Source organism: Hahella chejuensis KCTC 2396 (assembly GCF_000012985.1).
GTDB classification, from domain to species: Bacteria; Pseudomonadota; Gammaproteobacteria; order Pseudomonadales; family Oleiphilaceae; genus Hahella; species Hahella chejuensis.
Genome location: NC_007645.1, coordinates 995,254 through 1,010,021 on the forward strand (window position 1 = coordinate 995,254; position 14,768 = coordinate 1,010,021).

The 14,768-nt window shown below is 53.9% G+C and carries 10 protein-coding genes; 6 read left to right on the plus strand and 4 right to left on the minus strand.

Annotated elements, in window-relative coordinates; genetic code table 11:
- Nucleotides 1-192 precede the first annotated feature (192 nt).
- From HCH_RS04505 to HCH_RS04515, 3 genes are all read right to left on the minus strand, one after another.
- Nucleotides 193-474, minus strand: a complete 282-nt coding sequence (locus HCH_RS04505) for a DUF503 domain-containing protein (protein WP_011394957.1) — start codon at nt 472-474, stop codon at nt 193-195.
- Between the two features lie 25 nt (nt 475-499).
- Complete coding sequence (locus tag HCH_RS04510; protein WP_011394958.1) at nt 500-1,561, minus strand: DsbA family protein; 1,062 nt, start codon at nt 1,559-1,561, stop codon at nt 500-502.
- A 211-nt stretch (nt 1,562-1,772) separates the two neighbouring features.
- On the minus strand, nt 1,773-2,426 hold the full coding sequence (locus HCH_RS04515; RefSeq protein ID WP_011394959.1) for a TetR/AcrR family transcriptional regulator: 654 nt from the start codon (nt 2,424-2,426) through the stop codon (nt 1,773-1,775).
- 298 nt (nt 2,427-2,724) lie between these two features.
- Between HCH_RS04515 and HCH_RS04520 the strand changes: the two genes are divergently transcribed.
- From HCH_RS04520 to HCH_RS04530, 3 genes are all read left to right on the plus strand, one after another.
- Nucleotides 2,725-6,468, plus strand: coding sequence for a DUF1631 family protein (locus tag HCH_RS04520; protein WP_011394960.1), 3,744 nt, complete (start codon nt 2,725-2,727; stop codon nt 6,466-6,468).
- Between the two features lie 272 nt (nt 6,469-6,740).
- Nucleotides 6,741-7,010, plus strand: a complete 270-nt coding sequence (locus HCH_RS04525; protein ID WP_011394961.1) for a hypothetical protein — start codon at nt 6,741-6,743, stop codon at nt 7,008-7,010.
- A gap of 264 nt (nt 7,011-7,274) precedes the next feature.
- Entirely contained in the window at nt 7,275-8,069 is a 795-nt protein-coding gene (locus tag HCH_RS04530; protein ID WP_011394962.1) for a DUF3592 domain-containing protein, read from the plus strand.
- 78 nt (nt 8,070-8,147) lie between these two features.
- Here HCH_RS04530 and HCH_RS04535 read toward each other — a convergent pair whose 3' ends face one another.
- Nucleotides 8,148-10,334, minus strand: coding sequence for an FAD-dependent oxidoreductase (locus HCH_RS04535; protein WP_011394963.1), 2,187 nt, complete (start codon nt 10,332-10,334; stop codon nt 8,148-8,150).
- Nucleotides 10,335-10,518: 184 nt separating this feature from the next.
- Here HCH_RS04535 and hemB point away from each other — a divergent pair, with 184 nt between their 5' ends.
- The 3 genes from hemB to HCH_RS04550 are packed head-to-tail and all read left to right on the plus strand — an operon-like array spanning nt 10,519 to nt 14,762.
- The gene (gene hemB / locus HCH_RS04540) at nt 10,519-11,526 is read left to right on the plus strand and encodes a porphobilinogen synthase (RefSeq protein ID WP_011394964.1); all 1,008 of its coding nucleotides are present in this window, start codon (nt 10,519-10,521) and stop codon (nt 11,524-11,526) included.
- A gap of 28 nt (nt 11,527-11,554) precedes the next feature.
- The gene (ppk1, locus tag HCH_RS04545) at nt 11,555-13,693 is read left to right on the plus strand and encodes a polyphosphate kinase 1 (protein ID WP_011394965.1); all 2,139 of its coding nucleotides are present in this window, start codon (nt 11,555-11,557) and stop codon (nt 13,691-13,693) included.
- Nucleotides 13,694-13,727: 34 nt separating this feature from the next.
- Nucleotides 13,728-14,762, plus strand: a complete 1,035-nt coding sequence (locus tag HCH_RS04550) for an AI-2E family transporter (RefSeq protein WP_011394966.1) — start codon at nt 13,728-13,730, stop codon at nt 14,760-14,762.
- The last annotated feature ends 6 nt before the right edge of the window (nt 14,763-14,768 follow it).

Below are 14,768 nucleotides of genomic sequence, written 5' to 3' on the forward strand. Positions count from 1 at the left end.
GCGCGGAGCCGTCCCCGCGTGTCCAGCAACAATATTCCTGGGCTCTGTCACGCCGCAGGGGGCGGGCTGAGCCGACGCGCAAGTATAGAGGTTGTCAAATACAAGCGCCAGTCGCCCGATATTACACCACTTAGCTGCTGTTTTGCATCAATCCGGCATCCTGTCGAGCCCGCTGGTATGGGGCTCGGGGTCTTACAATGGCTCTTGTTCGAAGACCGTGATGCGTGCATCCAGGTTTTGCGCCAGTGTTTGCTCAAGTTGTGAGAGATGCTTGTCCGCTGTCGCTCGGTTGGGGGCCAGGAGAATGATGGTCCACTCGCCGGTTTGCAAGGCGTCCGCCTGTCCGGATTCGATAATCGCCAAGTGCGGCTGTCGCCCCAGCTTCTCGCGGACGCCGCTGGTGCGCTGACGTTTTTCCTTTAGCGAGGCGCAGCCCTGCAATTGAAACTCTATTCTCACTACGAAGCCATGCATGGCGTTATCCTCGTCAAGCTATCCGTTAACCCGCGCGGGAGCGCGCCACTGCGGCGTTAACGGCCTCTTCCAGCACGGCTTCCAGGTTGTCGCCATGGAAGGGCAGACCATTGATGAATATTGCTGGAGTTCCGCGCAGTCCAAGCTCTATGGCCTGGCTTTGCTCTTTTTCCACAAATTGCACTGCTTCAGGGCTGGAAGCGCACTCTTCAATTTTGGCCGCGTCGAGCCCCAGGCTTTCAGCGACGCCAGCAATAGAGGCTTCGCTTAATTTGCCGTCATAGTCGAAGAGGGCGTCATGGAACTCCCAGTACTTATTCTGCTTGCCTGCGCAGTAAGCGGCTTGCGCCAGATAGACGGAGGTTTTGCCAGTCACGGGGAAATCCACCATGGTCCAGCGTACGTTATCGCTTTGCGCCGCGACTATCTTGCGTAAGGTGTGCGATGCATGCTTGCAATGGGAACAACGGAAATCCGCAAACTCGACGATGCTGACCGCCGCCTGCGCATTTCCCCGCACGGGATAACCTTCCAGTTGGAGGTCGGCGACTGGAGCATGGGGCTCTTTCAGGTTAATACTGAGTTGCCCCTGTTTTTTCAGATTTTCGATAAGGCCATGTTCAGCGCGCTGGATGCGGTCTTTCTGCAGCGCGTCTTTAATGGCGTCTTTGATTTCGTAAAAAGGGCGTTGAATCTGTTGCTTGTTAGCTTCGAAAAATTGCGACACTTCGTCGTCGGTGACTGGCTTGACCTCAATCAGTTCGTCGCGGATCTGCTCTTTAGATACATTGCGCGCCTTCGCCAGATTTTGAAAATGCACCTGAAGCGCGGCGTTTTCCAGAATTTGTGACTTACGTTCAAAAACTTGTTGCTCCAGCTCGAACAGCGCGGCGGCTTCGGCGTACTGCAGTTGTTCCGGATTATATTCCTGCCCTTGCAAAGTGAATAGCGAATCGCCTGCGGCGGGGGCCGAGAGGGCGCCTTGAGTAAAACGGGCAGAGTGCAAGAGCGTAGCGATCAAGAGGCCAAGCGCGAACATAATTACGCCGATATAAAGAGCCGGAACCGGTTTTTTCTGAGTAGCCATGAGCGTTTTTGATGGGTCTAGTCTAATTGGTTGATATTAATGTGCTATCGATTGCGATAAATAATTGTTGATCCGCGTCAGGACCTTGCCTGAGGGCCATGGCATTCTGACAGACCCGTTAGGCTTGCGCCAGTAGCGTTCCGGCTTGTTTTCGGCGATCATTACGCCCCCTGACGAGCTTTGTTGAAAGCATGAAGGGAGCCTTTTGTTATCAGCGCTTTGGAATAGGCCCGACTGCGTTAATGCAGAATTCTGCAATATCTATGATGATAGGGTGGTCTGCGGTGATGGGTGGTTGCATATCGCTGCTCAGGCCGGGAACGTAGGATTTGATCTGTTCGGCGAGGGGGCCGATCAGGGATTCCGCCAAAGCGCCGACCAGTGCGGCTCCGCTGACTTTAGGGTTCTGTGGACGCAACGCTGCGGAATTGACGCCTTCCGCTATCGTTTGGCTGAATAGCTCAGCATAGGCTTGACGGTAGTTCAGACGCTCCTGGTCCAACACCGGGTCTACCGGCTCTGCGATCAGCGCATAGGCGAGACGTCGGCCACGCAAAGCGCGGCGCGCGAAGGTGGCGATGGCGAGACGCAGGCGGTCATCAATGCCGCCCGGTGTATTGAGAGAGGCGGCGACCTGATCCACTTCGCGTTGGGTGACATGGCGAAAGACTTCGGCGCAGAGCGCGGATTTGTCTGGAAAGTAGCGATAGACGGTGCCGGTGGCGACGCCGGCGCGAGCGGCGATCGCCGCTACAGAGGCTCCTTTGAAGCCCGCTTCGGAAATGAGTTCCTCCGCGGCTTTGAACAGGCGCAATTTGATGGTTTCTTTGCGCGCCCGCACTTTCTCTGTTTCTCGGTAAGCCATGGAGCGATTGACGCGGTCTGTTGCAGCAAGGGAAAAGTAAGTGCGTGAAAGTATTACGAAGTTTCAATAAATATAAAAGAGGTTTCCTTCTCTGATGAGTTGTTCCCTGCAGTAATCCGCGACGGATTTCCCCATGCGGCGTCGAGTTTGCGCCGCATCGGAAAATCCGTCGTCCAGGAATGTCTGGTGATGCGCGACTTCTATAAATTCGGCGGCCCAAGGGGCTGGCGGTTGCCGAATCGTGGGCGATGACTAAACTGATCTAAGGGAACCTTCATATGACGCCCGTATTGTTTTGATGCAAAACAACAAACGCCAACACCCCCGTTATTCGCTGCAGCATGAGGCGCTTATCGTGGCCAAAGGGTTCACCCCTGCTTCCTGCGGGGTGGCCAATATTTGTGCGGGCGGTATGTTGTTGTCCGACATTGACTCGGAAAAGCTGGCGCATCATTTAAAGGAAAAGCCCGACTGCCGCGTGGAAGTGCATATTTTCTGCCAGTACAACGGCAGCGAGCATCACCTCAGGTTGCTGGCCGACTCCCGCAGGGTGGAGGGGCGTAAGGTGGGGATTGAGTTTCTACAGTCTCAGCCTCAGCTGGTGGAAATGATGCTCAAGATCCGGCAAAGCGCATCCAATTTGCCTTCCTATACCTCCCGCAGCAAGCGTCAAAAGCTGAAAGAATGGTTTGAGAATGCGGCCGAGCGTCTCATCGGCAATCTACTGGATGCATACTTCGCCAATATCGAAACCGAGTTGAACACCCGCATCGCCTCCAGCGCGGTATTGCGTGACATCAATGCGTTCCGGGACGCGAAAGTCCTGTTTACCCAGGGGCGCAAGAAATTCAAAAAAGATTTCATCGAGCATTGGCATCAGGAACTGGATTTATTATTCGGAGCCCGCCCCATGGGCGAGTGGACGTCCAGCGAGTTGGAGCTGGTGGATAAGTCTCAGTTTGAAGACTGGTTGGAAGTGCAGATGGTGGCGACGGCGGTGGCGAATCGGCAGCGCACCCGTCTGTTCATGCTGAACCAGATGCTCAGTCAGGTATCGGGTAAGGATATTGATGATCGCTGGAATCCGATAGGTCCGGCGGTGCTCTGTCAGTGCCTGCATTACGCCGTCAACTCTCTGCAAACGCCAGATCCCGCGAAGCCGGTGCTATATCTGGCCTTTGAACGCTTGCTTACGCGGGAGTTGGGAGAGTCCACCGACGAATTTATTGATATGTTCAAGTCGCATGGTCTTAAGGCCGTGCCCCTGGATCAGATGCGCACTAACTGGTCAGAAGGCCGCGCCAAACCCCGTTCGCCGGCGCCAAAAGTCATTGAAGGCGCTGCTTCCGAACTGGAAAGTTTGGACTTCTCTCATGACGCGCCGCTCGCCTCGGCGCCTTTGCATCCCAGAATGCGGGCTCCTCGCGGCAGCATTCTCAGCTTGGTCAGAATGCAGCGAGGGGGCCATACCCCTGCACGCGGCGTTTCGGAGCCTGGGGCGGATTACGAATACGGCGCAACCCAGCTATTGCAGGACTTGCAGCAAAACCAGCGTGAGCTGTTGGGTTCTCTTGCGCAGCAGGATGGAACCATCCGGGAAGTCGTCGAAATTATGGCGGAAGGCGGGCGTGTGCATATGCCTTCCGACTCTCAGGAAGTCTGGGACCGCGTTGACCTCGTAGATCGCATTTTCGCTCCCCTGTCTTCGCGCAATATGCCCACTGAGCTTAAAGGGCTGATCAACCAGCTGCGTATGCCGCTGCTTTTTTTGCTGCTGAAAGACAGCACTTTTCTGGATGACAGCCGGCACCCCGCCCGCAGCGTGCTCAACCACTTTATGGCGCTGGCTTCTGCAGACCGGGTTTCCAGCAAGAGCCTGGAGAAAGTGCTTAATGAAGTGATTGATGAGCTTTCCGCAGGCCGCTTGGATGCGGCGTTGCTGGAGTCGGTGTCCGGTCGCCTGGAGCAACTGGTGGAACGGCAGGAGCGGGCCTTTGTCCGCAACGCGGAACGCATTGCTAAGACCTGTGAGGGGCGTGATCGACTGAAGCGGGCGCGTAAAGCGGTATCCCGGCGCATCAGCACTCTGTTGGCGAGCGCTCAGGTGGCGGATGTAGTACTGGAGTTGCTGGCGGCTGGCTGGGAAAACTTCATGGTGTTAGCGCTGTTGAAAGAAGGCGGCGATAGCGACAGCGTGGCGGACTACTTCGCCGTTATTGAGCAGTTGCACGATTGGCTCGGCAAAGATAACGACAGTGAAGACCTGGCGTTTGAGCGTGAGCTTGAAGGCCCCGCTATGCTGGATTTGATAGAAAAAGAGTTAGCCAGTAGCCCGGACCCTCAAAAAGCTTCCGCCGTTTGCAAAAAGTTACGCGCCATATTTGCAGATGATTTGGCGGTTACTTACACTTTGGTCGCCACTTACCCCACTGACGAAGAAGCCGATGAAACCGGCGCTGAGAGCAATTCTGAGCTGGCGGAACGCTGGCAGGAAAGAGCGCACCAGTTGCAGGTCGGGGACTGGGTGGAAATGTGCGAGGCGGACACTACTCAACGCATGCGTCTGGTGTGGGTTGGAGAGGATGCTTATAAATTTGTCTTTCTTACCCCCCAGGGTTTACATGAGGTGCACTTGGACTATAGCGATTTGGTGACAAAGATGGATCGGGGGCAGCTTGCGCGTGTGCAAGAGGGAGAAGTACCTTTTGTCGATCAAAGCCTTTACTCAATCGTCCAGGACCTTTACCACAAGATGGCCATTCAGGCCGTTCACGACCCGCTTACCGGGTGTATGCACCGGCACGAATTCGAAAAGCAACTGCAGTATCTCGCCACCTGGGTGAAAAATAACGACGAAACCGCTGCGCTGATTGTTTTCGATATTGATCAGTTCGGCGCTATTAACAGCAACTATGGCAACGCTATTGGCGACCGGCTGTTGCGCGACTTCAGTCTGCTGGTCGATAGCTGGCTGGATGAGTTGCGAATTGAGCTTAAATTGGGGCGTATTGGCGGTAATGAATTCGCCCTTTTAGTTTCTCCCGCCAGCCAGGACGTTGCGTTAGACGCGGCGGAGCGTGTATGCAAACAGTTTTCCAAGCATCGGTTTGAAGCCGGGGAAGGGCACTTCTCAGCTACTCTCAGCGTGGGTGTAGTCATGATCAACGGCGGCGGCACTGACGCCAGCGCTTTCCTGAATCACGCCAGTCTGGCTTGCCGCTCAGCCAAGCGCGCAGGCGGCAGTCGGGTAAAACTGTTTCTGGAAGAAGACCGCGATCAGGCGTTCCAACAGGAAGTGCTGCATTGGGTTTCCCGGATCGACCAGGCGATTGACGATTGCGACCTGTGGTTGCGCGCGCAGCGCATTCAGTCGATGGATAAATCCAGTGATGAGCATTTCTACGAAATTCTACTGGGCCTGAACGACCAGAACGGTAAACCGATTTCTCCGGCCGCCTTTATCGAGGCGGGAGAGCGCTATAAACGCTCCATATACATAGATCGCTGGGTGGTGGATAACGTGTTGTCCTGGATGCGCGCTAATCCCGCCAAACTCGAAAATATGGGCGGCTTCACGATTAATCTGTCCGGTCACTCTCTCAGTGACGACGGTTTTCTGGAGTTCCTTGAAGGCCACTTCCGTAAAGGCGGTTTTCCCGCTCAGAAGGTTTGCTTTGAAATCACGGAAACTGCGGCGGTCGCCAGCTTACACTACACTGCTGATTTTATTCGTGAGCTGAAACGCACTGGATGCCGGTTCGCCCTGGACGACTTCGGTACCGGCTTCTCTTCCTACGCCTACTTGCAAAGTCTGCCTGTAGACTTTCTTAAGATCGACGGCGTGTTCGTCCGCGATATACACGAAAACATGACCAACTACGCTATGGTGCGCTCCATCAATGAATTGGGACGTTTCATGGGCATGGCGACGATCGCCGAGTGCGTGGAAAGCGTAGAAGTTCTGGAAGCGCTGAGTGAAATCGGCGTAGATTGGGTGCAAGGTTACATCGTAGGCAAACCGGTTCCTTTGTTGGACCTTTAAGCGCGACTTACTATATTTACCTCTCGATTCTTCTCTCCGCCCCTATATTTTGTGTTCTGACATTTCGACTTGGGATGTGAGGCTGTACGTTATGCTTGTGGGCCTCAATCCCTTGCAGACCGCTACTTACAGAAAATCACAGTTTGATACAAATTTCTTCTCATAGAACATTTGCAGAGTCTCATGGCTCAACTATAAATAGGTTGAAAATTCCCAGAGGACATAACAACAAAGGATAGCGACCACCTACTCTGTCTTTTGGAGGTAACCCCATGAGCGACATTGATAACGACGACTTTGAGGATCTGGAGCCGGCCTATGATTCCGGTGCGGCCGATTCTGACGATGATGGCGTAGCCGCCAAACAAACTGCGCAATCAGAGTCTCAGTCGCTTGCCCTGAAGAACAAGATTCGCGAGCAATTGCAGAGCGATATTGAAGCCTTCCTGCAACGCGGAGGCCAAGTTCAAACTATCGCCAATGACGTGCGTGCAGATCCGCCCCGAAAGCCGGATATGCAGTACGGCAGTAACCCTATTTAGCGATAATATTGCGTGGCGTCGCGAAGCCCGTTTCGATGCATGATAGGCGTCGGACGGGTGACTCGGCGCTTACTGGTTTTTCCTTTAAGTCTTTGTTCTGTTTGTCAATAATATTTCTCCTCCTTGCTTTTCTTTAATTCCTTGCCTGAGACCTGCGTCACGCTATTGCTGTGAGATTTTTCCTTCTTTATACTCTCCCTTCGCAGCGTGCACTCATCAAATAATAAATTGCGTTGAAAACAAGATAATAATAAGGAAAACACAATGGACGTCCTGATTCTGCTCATGGGCCTTACGCTCATTACTGCAGGGTGGGTCCTGATATGGGAGTTCACCCGGTTTCTCCACTGCGCTTACGCTGTTCAAGGGCGCGTCGTGTCGCTTGAGCCCGGTTATGGCAGGCGCAAAAAACAGGCGCAACCAGGTAAAGCGTCATACAGCTTCTTTCCTGTTATCGAATATCACTGGCAAGGCGATAGAATTCGCTTCACCTCTCTTGATGACAAGTGTATCGCTGGTCTGCAGATTGGCGATCAAGTTCAACTTTCGTTTTCCCGCTCCCGTCGCAAGCATACGCGCATCGGCCGTTTAGTGGCCTTGATGATCGCCTCCATGACCATGCTGGTCGCCGGCATCCTCGGCGGCGCCATGTTGCTGGGGCAGCAGGTGGATGTTATCCACATCCTGCTCGGTTCGGTGGTGTTGGCTATTTGCCTGTTCATTATTGTGCTTTACCTGCGTCAGCAGGACGAAACCGCCGCCGACAGCGTTCACCATGTACGCCGTCGCGTGCTTAACTGCGTGTTTCTGCAGGAGCCCACCAATGTATGTCATTGGCGCGCTTTATTTACCAACCGGAGACAGCGACGTCGCATATGGGCGTCCCGTGTGCTGGGAGGAGGTTGTCTGGCGACAGGGGCTTTTCTGTTTGCGGCGGCTTTTTTCCTGGGCGGCGCTGGATTGGCTCCGCAATTATCAGGCGGCGATTACACCGCGGATGCTGAGTTTGTTCAACCTGCTGCAAGCCGTGTCGTGCAGCATACGGTCATTCGAAACTAGCCTCTCTTGGCGCGCTAACTGAGCAGGGGGAGGGCGGCTCCTTCACAGTTTGCTGAGCGCGCCCATACTGTCTCCTCACTAAACTTCGTTGTTGCTTCGCCCTAACGCAGAGTTCATATCTGTCTCGCTCTTGCGTCGCCAGCGATGCCATTTCTCCAGCCATTGCAGCGTTTTTTGCGGCGCGTGCGCGCGTTTCCATTCGCCGGCGGCGTATTTATTGGTTTCTGACAAAGTCGGGTAGATGTGGATGACCCCCAGGATTTTGTTCAGACCAATGCCGTGCTTCATTGCGGTGATGTACTCTGTTATCAACTCACCCGCATGATGGCCGACGATAGTGGCGCCGAGGATTTTGTCTTTTCCGGGGACGGTCAATACTTTTATAAACCCATGGGCTTCACTGTCTGCAATAGCGCGGTCGAGGTCGTCAATGCCATAACGGGTGACTTCGTAAGGAATATTGCGAGCGATAGCATCCTGCTCATTTAATCCAACGCGTGCGACTTCAGGATCAGTGAAGGTCGCCCAGGGGATAACCCGGTAGTCCGCTCTGAATTTTCGAAGTACGCCGAACAGGCTGTTTACCGCCGCATACCAGGCTTGATGAGCGGCGGTATGGGTGAACTGATAAGGGCCTGCAACGTCTCCTGCGGCGAAGACTGTCGGTATTTCTGTCTGCAAGAATTCATTCACTTGCAACGTTCCATCTTTATTGACGCCTATCCCCAGTTTGTCCAGCCCCAGATTACTGGTGTTGGCTCTTCGCCCAACCGCCAACAGCACTTTGTCAAAGGTGAGTTCTACTTCCTCGCCGTCTTTTTCACAAATCAGAAGGCTGGCGCCAGAGGCGTTACGCTTGAAGGCTTTCGCACTGTATCCCAAGCGCAAGTCAATGCCTTCGTTACGAAAACGCGCTTCGACTGCGGCAGACACGTCCGTATCCTCTCGTGGCATCAGCCTGGGCGACATGTCCAGTTGCGTCACTTTGACGCCGAGGCGGTGAAACGCCTGGCTCAATTCGCAGCCGATTGGGCCGCCGCCAATAACCAGCAGACGTTCTGGCTTGTCACGCAGACTCCAGATGGTGTCCGAGGTGTAATACTCCACAAGATCCAGCCCTGGAATCGGCGGGACGAAAGGGCGAGCTCCAGTTGCAATGACGATATTGCGAGTAGTCAAAACCTGCCCGTTCACCTTTACCCGGTAAGGATCTAGGATAGTCGCCTCACCTTCGAGACATTCAACGCCCAGGCTGGTGTAGCGTTGCACGGAGTCGTGAGGTTCAACCTGTTTGATCACAGACTGTACGCGCTCCATTACTGCGGCGAAGTTAATCTCTGGGCTGCTGACCTGGACGCCAAACTCGCTGGCTCGCTCCACATAATTGGCGATCTTTGCTGACCGGATTAACGCTTTGCTGGGCACGCATCCCGTGTTCAGACAGTCACCACCCACTTTGTGCTTTTCGATAAGAGTGACTTTAGCCTTTACCGCCGCAGCGATATAGGACGTCACCAGCCCTGCGGCTCCTGCGCCAATAACCACCAGGTTACGATCAAAATGGGCGGGCTTATCGACGCCCGCCAGAGCTTTGCGCGATTTCAGCGCGTCCAGGATGCGTCGGGCGATAAAAGGAAATATGCCCAGCAGTACGAAAGAGGCAATCAGTCCGGGAGTCAAAATACCCGAAGCGGACTGCACCTGTCCGAGTTGGGTGCCGGCGTTTACGTATACGATCGTGCCGGGGAGCATGCCCAATTGACTAACCCAGAAAAAGGTGCGGGCTTTTACCGGCGTCAGGCCCATGACCAGGTTAATGACAAAAAAAGGAAATAGCGGTACAAGCCTTAGCCCGAATAAGTACATGGCGCCTTCACGTTCCACGCCAGCGTTGATGGCTTGAAGAGAGTCGCCGAATTTATCCTGCACCCAGTCGCGTAAGGACAGGCGTGAAACCAAAAATGCAATGGTGGAGCCGATTACACTGGCGAAAGACACCAGCAAGGTTCCTTCGAACAAGCCGAAAACAGCGCCGCCGACAAGTGTCAAAACGGTCGCCGCCGGCAAAGACAGGCCTGTAACCACCACATAGACGATAAAATAAATAGCTGCGGCGGTTAGAGGATTGGCGGTGGTGTAAGCGGATATTGCCTCCCGTTGCTCCGCAAAATACTCAAGGCTGAAGTAGCGGTTAAAATCGAACAGGAAAAATGCGCCGATCAGCAACGCCAACAGCAATAACAGGCCAAGTCTTTTTGCTTTCATGTCTTATTTCCGAAACCCAAGGGCGTTAAAAAGTCAGTGATGGAATAGACCTCATACTGAGGAGAATAGTTCAATTTATCTTGCCTTAAATCCCTTCTCTGAGGTGAGGAAATGGCGTGGCGCTCATGAAAACAAAGGCTTATCATGATGCGATAAATTTTCTGACAGCATAGAGGGCGATTACGTGGCATTTACCCCCCGTCAATATCCGGCTGTGCGCATGAGACGCATGCGTTACGATAGCTTTTCCCGTCGACTGATGCGCGAAACCACGCTTACCGTTGATGATTTGATTTACCCGATGTTCGTTCTTCCCGGTAATGAGAAGGCGCAGAAGATTGATTCTATGCCAGGAATTGAGCGGGTCAATGTCGAGGACTTGCTGCGTGAGGCGGAAGAGCTGGTGGGACTGGGTATTCCCGCTATTGCATTGTTTCCTGTGATTCCTGCGGCGGGTAAAAGCGAGAATGCGGCGGAGGCCTATAATCCCGAAGGGCTGGTCCCGACGGCGGTGCGGGCGCTTAAAAGCCGTTTTCCTGAGTTGGGTGTGATTACCGATGTCGCCCTCGATCCATACACCACCCATGGGCAGGATGGCCTGATTAACGATAAAGGTTATGTGCTCAATGACGCAACGGTGGAAGTGCTTGTCAAACAAGGCCTCACCCATGCTGAAGCAGGCGCGGATGTTGTAGCTCCCTCGGATATGATGGACGGCCGCATTGGCGAGTTGCGCGGCGCCCTGGAAAAACAAAGCTATATTAATACTAGGATACTCGCTTATTCGGCGAAGTATGCGTCCGCTTATTACGGGCCATTCCGCGACGCGGTCGGCTCGGCGGCCAATCTGGGGAAAAGCGATAAATACAGTTATCAGATGGACCCCGGCAACAGCGATGAGGCCATGCAGGAAATCGCGCTGGATCTGGCCGAAGGCGCTGACATGGTCATGGTCAAGCCTGGTATGCCCTACCTCGATATAGTGCGTCGAGCCAAATCTGAGTTTCAGGTTCCGACATTTGTATATCAGGTCAGCGGCGAATACGCCATGCATATGGCGGCGGCCCAGCAGGGTTGGTTGAATGAGACCGCGGTGATGATGGAGTCGCTGACGTGCATCAAGCGCGCAGGCTCAGATGGGATTTTGACCTATTTCGCCAAGAAGGCGGCGCAACATTTAAAACAGACATAACCTACAAACGCTTAAGGATTACAGTTTCATGAGTAGCGATTCGACAACGGTTGCCGTTAACGATGTGTTAGAAGGGGAGATGGACTCCTCACAGGTCCCTGTGATAGACCTGAACAGTTCCGAGTATTTCTTCAACCGTGAGCTGAGCCATCTGCAGTTTAACGCCCGAGTGTTGAATCAGGTCATGGACACCTCCCACCCGCTGCTGATGAGGCTGATGTTTTCATGCATCTTCAGCAGCAACATGGACGAGTTTTTCGAGATCCGGGTGGCGGGCCTTAAGCAGCAGATCAAATACGGACGCGAAACGGTCGGCGCCGACGGCATGTCGCCAGCGCAGACTTTACAGCATATCGCCGAGCAGGCGCACAAGCTGGTTGAGCAGCAGTATAGTGAGCTGAACGATTTAATGATTCCCGCACTGGAGCAGGAAAATATCTTCTTTCTGCGCCGCGCAGACTGGACGCCTACGCAGCGAGACTGGGTGGCCCAGTACTTTGAGCGTGAACTGCTGCCGGTCATCAACCCCATCGGCCTTGACCCCAGTCACCCCTTTCCCCGTCTTGTCAATAAGAGCCTGAACTTTATTGTTGAGCTGGATGGTAAAGACGCCTTCGGCCGCGAGACAGGTATGGCGATCGTTCCGGCTCCGCGTTCGTTGCCAAGGTTGGTGCGGTTGCCGGATGAAGTCTGCGAAGGCGGCGACAATCTGATCTTCCTTTCTTCCGTCATTCACGCCCATGCAGATGACCTGTTCCCGGGCATGACCGTGAAGGGGATGTATCAGTTCCGTATCACTCGTAATGCGGACTTGGTGCTGGAAGAAGACGACATGGAAGACCTGGCGCAGGCGTTGCGCGGGGAGCTTCTGAGTCGTCGTTTTGGCGATGCGGTGCGGTTGGAGGTGGCGGATAATTGCCCTGAAGAACTGGTGCAGTTTTTGTTGCAGGAGTTTGGCCTGACTGAGACAGAGTGCTATCGCGTCGCGGGCCCCGTCAACCTGACGCGTTTGCTTGCCGTAAATGACTTTGTTAATCGGCCTGATCTTCAGTACCCGGGGTTTACCCCTGGATTACCCAAAGAAATGCGGCATAAAGAAAATCTGTTTGAGGTTGTCGCCAAGCAGGACATTCTGCTGCTGCATCCTTTTCAGAGCTTTACGCCGGTCATTGACCTGCTGCGCCAGGCCGCGAAAGACCCCAATGTATTGGCCATCCGCCAGACGCTGTATCGCTCAGGCAGCCAGTCTGAAATAGTCGCGGCTTTGGTTGACGCCGCCCGTCGTGGTAAGGAAGTGACGGCGGTTATCGAGCTGCGCGCCCGCTTCGACGAGGCGGAAAATCTGGAGTTGGCGAGCCGCCTGCAGGAAGCGGGGGTTATCGTGGTGTATGGCGTGGTCGGCTTTAAGACCCACGCCAAAATGATTTTGATCGTGCGGCGCGAAGAAGGCCAGTTGCGACGCTATGTGCATTTGGGCACCGGCAACTACCACGCCAGCAACGCCAGACTATACACGGACTACAGCCTGCTGACCGCGGAGAACGCCCTGTGTGAAGATGTGCACAGAATATTCCTGCAGCTGACCGGCATGGGCAAAGCGTTAAAGATCAGGAAGCTGTTCCATGCGCCGTTCACATTGCATGACAAGTTGCTGGGGCTGATCAGCCGTGAAGCGGAGAATGCTAAAGCGGGTAAAGAGGCGTATATCCTCGCCAAGTTTAATGCGCTGACAGAGCCCAAAGTCATCACGGCGCTGTATGAAGCCTCGCAGGCTGGGGTGCGCATCGACCTGCTTATTCGCGGCATTTGCTGCTTGCGTCCGGGGGTCCCCGGAGTGTCCGAAAATATCCAGGTGCGTTCGGTTGTCGGACGTTTTCTGGAGCATACGCGCGCGTTCTATTTCCACAATCATGGCAAGCATGAAGTGTATGCATCCAGTGCGGATTGGATGGTGCGCAACCTGTTGAATCGGGTGGAGACCTGTTTCCCCATCGAGCGAAAAGAGTTGGCGGAGCGTATTAAAAGCGAGCTGGATGCTTACTTGCGGGATAACTCCAACGCATGGCTTCTGCAGCCTGACGGCTCCTATGAGCGTAAGGCGATAGAAGAGGGCGAAGAGCGTTTCAACGCCCAGAACTTTTTGCTTACTCAGTTGGCTTCCGTCTAGGGGGCCCTCTCCGTAATTTCCAGGAGCATTTCTTATGTCTCAGCAGGCAGGCTTCTCTGCAGGCGCGCGATTTTTAATTACCCTGGCGGCGTTCATCATTGTCGTCGCTGGTGTTAAACAGGCGGAATCCATTGTTTCGGTTTTTCTCCTTTCCGCATTTTTCGCCATTTTGTGTACGCCGCCATTTGTTTTTCTCCAGTCCAAGGGCGTACCTGCCTGGCTTTCCTTGGTTCTGGTGCTGGTGGGCATCACCTGCGCGCAGTTACTGGTTGTGAGCGTCATAGCCTCATCATTGGCGGACTTTAAGGAAAATCTGGATTTTTATCAGGAGCGCCTGCAGGGAGTGAGTGGGGAGTTTATCAACTGGCTCAATTCTCTGGGGATACACATTTCGCAGGATGTGGTGAAGAATTACTTCAACCCCGGCTCACTGCTCAAAGCCGCGGCGAATATGCTGGGTGGGTTGGGGGGCGTATTATCCAACGCCTTTCTCATCGTTCTCACTGTGGTTTTTATGGTGTTTGAGGCTACTGTGCTGCCCAATAAGCTGCATCGCGCCTTTGAGGAGCGCATGACCTTCGAGCGCTTGGATTTTTTTCTCGACAATGTAAAACGTTACATGTCGATAAAGACCATTATCAGTCTGGTAACGGGATTGACGGTCTGGGTCATGTTGCTGACGTTGGGTGTGGATTATGCGCTGCTATGGGCGCTGCTGGCGTTCTTATTCAATTTCATTCCTAACATAGGCTCAATCATTGCGGCGATTCCCGCCGTGTTATTGGCGCTGATTCAACTCGGACCCGGTCATGCGGCTATTGCTGGCGTTGGCTATGTGGTCATTAACGTGGTGATGGGAAACATTATCGAACCCAAATTTATGGGGCGAGGTCTGGGGTTGTCCACGTTGGTGGTGTTTCTATCTCTTGTCTTCTGGGGTTGGGTGCTTGGGCCGGTAGGAATGCTGCTGTCCGTTCCTCTGACCATGATGCTCAAGATTGCTTTGGACTCCAGCGAAGAAACCCGCTGGATGTCCGTATTGATGGGGGCTGAGAGCGAAGGAAGCTGAACAGAC